The following is a 4,989-nucleotide window of genomic DNA, read 5'->3' as shown; positions in this document are numbered from 1 at the left end:
GCGGAAGAAGAATACACTGAGCATCCTCCTGTGAAAGAATATATGGATGGATACAATCTCCAAAAGAGGTTACGCGCTTACCAGGACAGCCATCTATATTTTCTTTCACATCCTGAAGTTGATCCCACGAACAACATAAGTGAGCGTGAATTGCGAAAATTTAAGCGGAAACAAAAACAAGCTGTTGTACTCCGGAGCAATACCGGAGGACAACATATTTGTGATGCACTTACCATTATTGAGACAGCCAGAACTCAAAATAAGAACGTATACGATACCGTTGAAAATGCATTTGCAAAATAGCCAAAAGGGATACGGAAAAGTTTGTTAGAAACTAACAATACATCTTCTGTATCCCTCTTATTTACTTAATTTGGCTGGGCAGTGAACAGTAACGGTAGCCATATTTAATAGCTTTCTGCCCTCTTGAGATTATAGTTGAACCTCTATTTTCTTCTGTATGTCTTTTTGCTTTTCACATTTGGTTGTCACTGAAATCAAAAAGTGGATGAAAGCCTTGAAAAATAAAGGTTTTTATCCGCTTTGAAATTATTCAAGCTCCCTAGAAAATCTGCAATCTTAAACAGATTTGTTTAGGCGATTTGGCACGATTTGACTTCATTTAGCTCCAATTGTCTTTATAGCATCGGTATTATATCTTTTGCCATCCTTCGGCGATCTCATTTTCAGTTGGTTACAATTTGTAACCAACTGACTCCCCTCTTCTTTAAGTCTATTTTTCAATACTTTCCAATAATTCCTTGCACCATCGATATCAGGTTGTTCAGTCAGTATACCAACTACATCCACAACCGAAAAATACCATTCTTCCTCATCTTCAACCCATGCCGTCCTAATCGGCTGGTCTTCAAACAACTGAACTACATCATTTGTCATCTGCATGTTTCCCCCTTATCTGTTCTTAGTCCTTTATCTGCCCGTTTTCCTCGAATAGCATAATATATGCCATCATTCTGACTAAGTATTCCGGAGGGGCGCTTATTCCCTGTTCCCATTGCTGAAGAGTTCTTACGGGAATCCCAAATTTAGCGGAAAATTTACTTTGCGATAATCCCGTTTTCTTTCGTAACTCCTTTATTTTTTCTGAAATATCCATATCATCGTCTCCAAAAACATCTTTTGTACTTTATTTAAGTATAAACCAACTCGTATACGTTGCCAACGTATACATTTCTTTTATTGGGTACAACACTATTTCTACAAAATAAAAACTGCAGGCAACCACAAGGATTACCTGCAATCTATTAACATTATCTGTACCAAATGAACAAGATAACACAAATGTACTATTCCAGCTCGATAATTTCAAAGTGGCACCATATGTATTATGTGTATATCTTCGTCAAAAACAGTTCAATATTGAACTGATTGTATCTATTGTACTGTTTTTTGCTCAATTATGTTGTCAAAATGTTGTCGACTCTGACAACCAAGTGACAACATTGGGTTATATTGCCATTAAGCTTTCGGCTTTGCCTGCAAATTCCTCCTGTAATCTATCTAAGACGGATTCCCTTGATTCCAAATATAATTCCGTCTCCACATCACTTAGTGCTTCATATACAGTTGTTTCCATCAAAATTTCTACTGCTTCATCTCTAGAACAGTGTCTCCTGTTCATTATGTTTTCAACTAAATAAGCTGCTGTAGATCTTATTATTCTTTTCTGCGTTGAACTTGTTATCATCCAATCACCTGCCTCTTTATTGTGTCAAAAGACAATGTTTTAATCGCTTTTTCAGTTCTGAAGAAATACTGTTTTGGTAAGTTTTCAGGTTTCAACTCGGAGATTACTTTTTGACATATTTCTTCAGAATAGTTTTGTGCTTCTAATTCATCATAATAATCATTGATGATAGCGGTTGTTTCAGCATCAGCCGTGGGTCCAATCACTATATCAAATTCATGTGCAGATGTTTTGACTTTTCTGTTAGATACTATAAATCTTAGCCATTCAGAATCGGCCTTGTCAAACACTTTTACAGATAAGCCATCTATTTGCTCATTAAAGATCAGATTATATCTATAAGCTATTATCGGATTAAGTTTTATATGCTGTGTTTTGATCATATGTTCTCTTTTTCGTTCAGCAATATGCTTATTTCTGATAGCAATTCTTTCAGCATGTGCAGGAATTGCTGTAGCATAGAAACCTTTTCCGAAATCTTTATAACCTCGTCCTTCAGAGACATTTATTTCATCAAACAAATATATTGTACCATGGTATAGATTCTTCAATCTATATGTCCTCCCTGCATTTCAATGTATTCCTTTAAATCATCAATTATTCCTTGATTACCTGTGGAATTATAGTTTTCGTAGCAGGCATCAATATAGCTAAGAACATGATATTTTCTAAAGAGTTTTGAAAGCTCGGAAAAAGAGTAATTCCATGCTTCCGACAATAATGGAATCAACACCAATTGCATGTTCAACACTTCTTTATCTCTTGTATTCATGGTGAAAGCTCCTAATTAAACATTCATTATTTTTTATCAGCATCTAACAGTTTCTCAACGCTTGCCTTATATACCATGAGTCTCAGAAGATATTCCGGCATTTTTCTTTTACCATATTCCCAGTCGGTCATAGTTCTATAGGGTATAGAATAATAATCACAGAATTCCCTACGGTTCATCCCCATTTCATCTCTTAGGTTTCTTACTTCAGCTGCTATATCCATACAGTAGTACCTCTTTCTTTTATGAGATTATTGTATCATTATTGCCGCATTGCATCAAGCGGATTGAATATACGACTGGATTGTATAGTTATGCAAAGGTCATTTCCATTAACTCTTGTGCAGCATCACTGCTTTTCACACGAATCAGATTATCATCTACTTTAACTTGTGAAGGTAGATTCATGCTTCCATAGCAGACAAGAAATAACATTAATCTACGTAAAAGTAACGTCACGAAGATAATAAAAAACCCGCAAAGCCTTGAAAATACTAGCTTTGCGGGTTTTGATTTTTTACTCGAGCTCGATAATTTCAAAGTGGCACCATATGTATTATGTGCATATCTTCGTCAAAAACAGTTCAATAATGAACTGTTTTTATCTATTGTACTGTTTTTCGCTCAATTATGTTGTCAAAATGTTGTCGCTTCTGACAACCAAGTGACAACATTGGGTTATATTGCCATTAAGCTTTCGGCTTTGCCTGCAAATTCCTCCTGTAATCTATCTAAGACGGATTCCCTTGATTCCAAATATAATTCCGTCTCCACATCACTTAGTGCTTCATATACAGTTGTTTCCATCAAAATTTCTACAGCTTCATCTCTGGAACATTTTTTCCACTCCATAATATTTTCAACTAAATAAGCTGCTGTGGATCTTATTATTCTTTTCTGTGTTGAACTTGTTATCATCCGATCACCTGCCTCTTTATTTTGTCAAATGATAGTGTCTTGATAGCTTTTTCGGTTCTAAAGAAATATTGTTTTGGTAAGTTCTCCGGTTTCAATTCGGAGATTACTTTTTGACATATTTCTTCAGAATAGTTTTGTGCTTCTAATTCATCATAATAATCATTGATGATAGCGGTTGTTTCAGCATCAGCTGTGGGACCAATCACTATATCAAATCAATGTGCAGATGTTTTGACTTTTCTGTTAGCTATTATAAATCTTAGCCATTCAGAATCGGCCTTGTCAAACACTTTTACAGATAAGTCATCTATTTGCTCATTAAAAATAAGATTATATCTATAAGCTATTATCGGATTAAGCTTAATATGATTTGTTTTGATCATATGCTCTCTTTTTCGTTCAGCCATACGTTTATTTCTGATGGCAATTCTTTCAGCATGTGCCGGAATTGCTGTGGCATAGAAGCCTTTTCCGAAATCCTTATAACCGTGTCCTTCAGTGACATTTATCTCATCAAACAAATATATTGTACCATGGTATAGATTCTTCAATCTATATGTCCTCCCTGCATTTCGATATATTCCTTTAAATCATCAATTATTCCCTGATTACCTGTGGAATTGTAGTTTTCGTAGCAGGCATCAATATAGCCAAGAACATGATAATTTTTAAAGAGTTTTGAAAGCTCAGAAAAAGAATAATTCCATGCCTCCGACAATATTGGAATCAATACCAATTGCATGTTCAACACTTCTTTGTCTCTGGTATTCATGGTGAAAGCTCCTTTATTATAGTATTAATTACGTTTTATCAGTATCTACAAGCTTTTCAGCTCTGGCTTTATATTCCATAAGTCGCAGGAGATATTCCGGCATTTTTCTTTTACCATATTCCCAGTCGGTCATGGTCCTATAAGGGATAGCATAGTAATCACAGAATTCCCTACGATTCATTCCCATCTCATCTCTTAAGTGTCTTACTTCAGCTGCAATATCCATATTGTATTACCTCAATTTCTATAAGATTATTGTATCAATATTGCCGCATTGCATCAAGTGCATTATATGTATAATTTTTTATTTTAAAAAAAAATCCGGGACACTGATATGTCCCGAATTCTTTCTGAATAAAATATAATCTTTTATGTCGTCCTGTATTTCTCAAGGTATGCCTCAAAAACATCACACTTGACCAGAGGCGGTGTTCCTTCAATCCTATATATAGCCCCTGCCTCCTTTGCCAGCTTTTGGAACATCGGCAGGCCCATACTGTACATCAAAGCACCCTCACTGTATCTGACCATACGCTTTTTATTAATCTTCATTACCTTCCCTCCGGTTTAATATTTCATATTTTAATTTGATGTTTTCTGTTGCATTAAGAATGACTGTTTTCCTAATGTTATAAATCTTGCTCTTAGCTGATGTGTAGGTTATCTGATTACAATCAGCAATATCGTTAACATCATATTCATTGTTCAAATATCGAAGGAATATTTCCTCATCCTTTTGATCCAGAGAGTGAATAGCATTAACAATGATGGAGTAGTCATCACGCATATCCTGGATGATAAGCTTTTCCTTTATACGCT

Annotated in this window: 12 protein-coding genes and 1 pseudogene; 1 reads left to right on the top strand and 12 read right to left on the bottom strand. The window is 35.2% G+C overall.

Features of this window, described 5'->3' with window-relative positions; translation table 11 throughout:
- The coding region (locus tag BLV86_RS17195) for an IS66 family transposase (RefSeq protein ID WP_139297967.1) at positions 1–303 on the top strand (303 nt) is incomplete at its 5' end.
- A gap of 315 nt (positions 304–618) precedes the next feature.
- Here BLV86_RS17195 and BLV86_RS17190 read toward each other — a convergent pair.
- From BLV86_RS17190 to BLV86_RS18025, 12 genes and pseudogenes are all read right to left on the bottom strand, one after another.
- The gene (locus BLV86_RS17190) at positions 619–903 is read right to left on the bottom strand and encodes a BRO-N domain-containing protein (RefSeq protein ID WP_175456602.1); all 285 of its coding nucleotides are present in this window, start codon (positions 901–903) and stop codon (positions 619–621) included.
- Positions 904–922: 19 nt separating this feature from the next.
- Positions 923–1,117, bottom strand: coding sequence for a helix-turn-helix domain-containing protein (locus tag BLV86_RS17185; protein WP_090820036.1), 195 nt, complete (start codon positions 1,115–1,117; stop codon positions 923–925).
- Between the two features lie 351 nt (positions 1,118–1,468).
- Positions 1,469–1,708 carry a hypothetical protein gene (locus BLV86_RS17180; RefSeq protein ID WP_090820034.1) on the bottom strand — a complete coding sequence of 80 codons (240 nt, stop codon included), beginning with the start codon at positions 1,706–1,708 and terminating at the stop codon, positions 1,469–1,471.
- The gene (locus tag BLV86_RS17175; RefSeq protein ID WP_090820031.1) at positions 1,705–2,259 is read right to left on the bottom strand and encodes a DUF3990 domain-containing protein; all 555 of its coding nucleotides are present in this window, start codon (positions 2,257–2,259) and stop codon (positions 1,705–1,707) included. Before BLV86_RS17175 ends, BLV86_RS17180 begins: the two co-directional genes overlap by 4 nt.
- Positions 2,256–2,480, bottom strand: coding sequence for a DUF3791 domain-containing protein (locus BLV86_RS17170; protein ID WP_090820028.1), 225 nt, complete (start codon positions 2,478–2,480; stop codon positions 2,256–2,258). Before BLV86_RS17170 ends, BLV86_RS17175 begins: the two co-directional genes overlap by 4 nt.
- A 26-nt stretch (positions 2,481–2,506) precedes the next feature.
- Positions 2,507–2,704, bottom strand: coding sequence for a helix-turn-helix domain-containing protein (locus BLV86_RS17165; protein WP_090820025.1), 198 nt, complete (start codon positions 2,702–2,704; stop codon positions 2,507–2,509).
- Positions 2,705–3,158: 454 nt separating this feature from the next.
- Positions 3,159–3,398 carry a hypothetical protein gene (locus tag BLV86_RS17160; RefSeq protein ID WP_090820022.1) on the bottom strand — a complete coding sequence of 80 codons (240 nt, stop codon included), beginning with the start codon at positions 3,396–3,398 and terminating at the stop codon, positions 3,159–3,161.
- Positions 3,395–3,949 (bottom strand): annotated as a pseudogene (locus BLV86_RS17155) (DUF3990 domain-containing protein). The gene BLV86_RS17160 and the pseudogene BLV86_RS17155 overlap by 4 nt, the downstream one beginning before the upstream one ends.
- Positions 3,946–4,170: a DUF3791 domain-containing protein gene (locus BLV86_RS17150; RefSeq protein WP_090820019.1), complete on the bottom strand. Its 225-nt coding sequence runs from the start codon at positions 4,168–4,170 to the stop codon at positions 3,946–3,948. The pseudogene BLV86_RS17155 and the gene BLV86_RS17150 overlap by 4 nt, the downstream one beginning before the upstream one ends.
- Positions 4,171–4,198: 28 nt before the next feature.
- Complete coding sequence (locus BLV86_RS17145; RefSeq protein ID WP_090820016.1) at positions 4,199–4,396, bottom strand: helix-turn-helix domain-containing protein; 198 nt, start codon at positions 4,394–4,396, stop codon at positions 4,199–4,201.
- 143 nt (positions 4,397–4,539) lie between these two features.
- Positions 4,540–4,722: a DUF6462 family protein gene (locus BLV86_RS17140; protein WP_090820013.1), complete on the bottom strand. Its 183-nt coding sequence runs from the start codon at positions 4,720–4,722 to the stop codon at positions 4,540–4,542.
- Positions 4,712–4,989 (bottom strand): hypothetical protein (locus BLV86_RS18025; protein ID WP_330386261.1); only part of this gene is annotated, 278 nt, incomplete at its 5' end. The genes BLV86_RS18025 and BLV86_RS17140, both read right to left, overlap by 11 nt.

It is taken from the genome of Oribacterium sp. KHPX15 (genome assembly GCF_900107835.1).
GTDB lineage: Bacteria > Bacillota > Clostridia > Lachnospirales > Lachnospiraceae > Oribacterium.
The sequence above is the reverse complement of the archived record's forward strand: the minus strand, read 5'-3'. Positions and strand labels throughout refer to the sequence as shown.

Coding starts and splice junctions, on each gene's coding strand:
- BLV86_RS17170 (WP_090820028.1), bottom strand. CDS start 2,480: ATGAATACAAGAGATAAAGAAGTGTTGAACATGCAATTGGTGTTGATT.
- BLV86_RS17165 (WP_090820025.1), bottom strand. CDS start 2,704: ATGGATATAGCAGCTGAAGTAAGAAACCTAAGAGATGAAATGGGGATG.
- BLV86_RS17180 (WP_090820034.1), bottom strand. CDS start 1,708: ATGATAACAAGTTCAACGCAGAAAAGAATAATAAGATCTACAGCAGCT.
- BLV86_RS17185 (WP_090820036.1), bottom strand. CDS start 1,117: ATGGATATTTCAGAAAAAATAAAGGAGTTACGAAAGAAAACGGGATTA.
- BLV86_RS17145 (WP_090820016.1), bottom strand. CDS start 4,396: ATGGATATTGCAGCTGAAGTAAGACACTTAAGAGATGAGATGGGAATG.
- BLV86_RS17160 (WP_090820022.1), bottom strand. CDS start 3,398: ATGATAACAAGTTCAACACAGAAAAGAATAATAAGATCCACAGCAGCT.
- BLV86_RS17190 (WP_175456602.1), bottom strand. CDS start 903: ATGCAGATGACAAATGATGTAGTTCAGTTGTTTGAAGACCAGCCGATT.
- BLV86_RS17150 (WP_090820019.1), bottom strand. CDS start 4,170: ATGAATACCAGAGACAAAGAAGTGTTGAACATGCAATTGGTATTGATT.
- BLV86_RS17140 (WP_090820013.1), bottom strand. CDS start 4,722: ATGAAGATTAATAAAAAGCGTATGGTCAGATACAGTGAGGGTGCTTTG.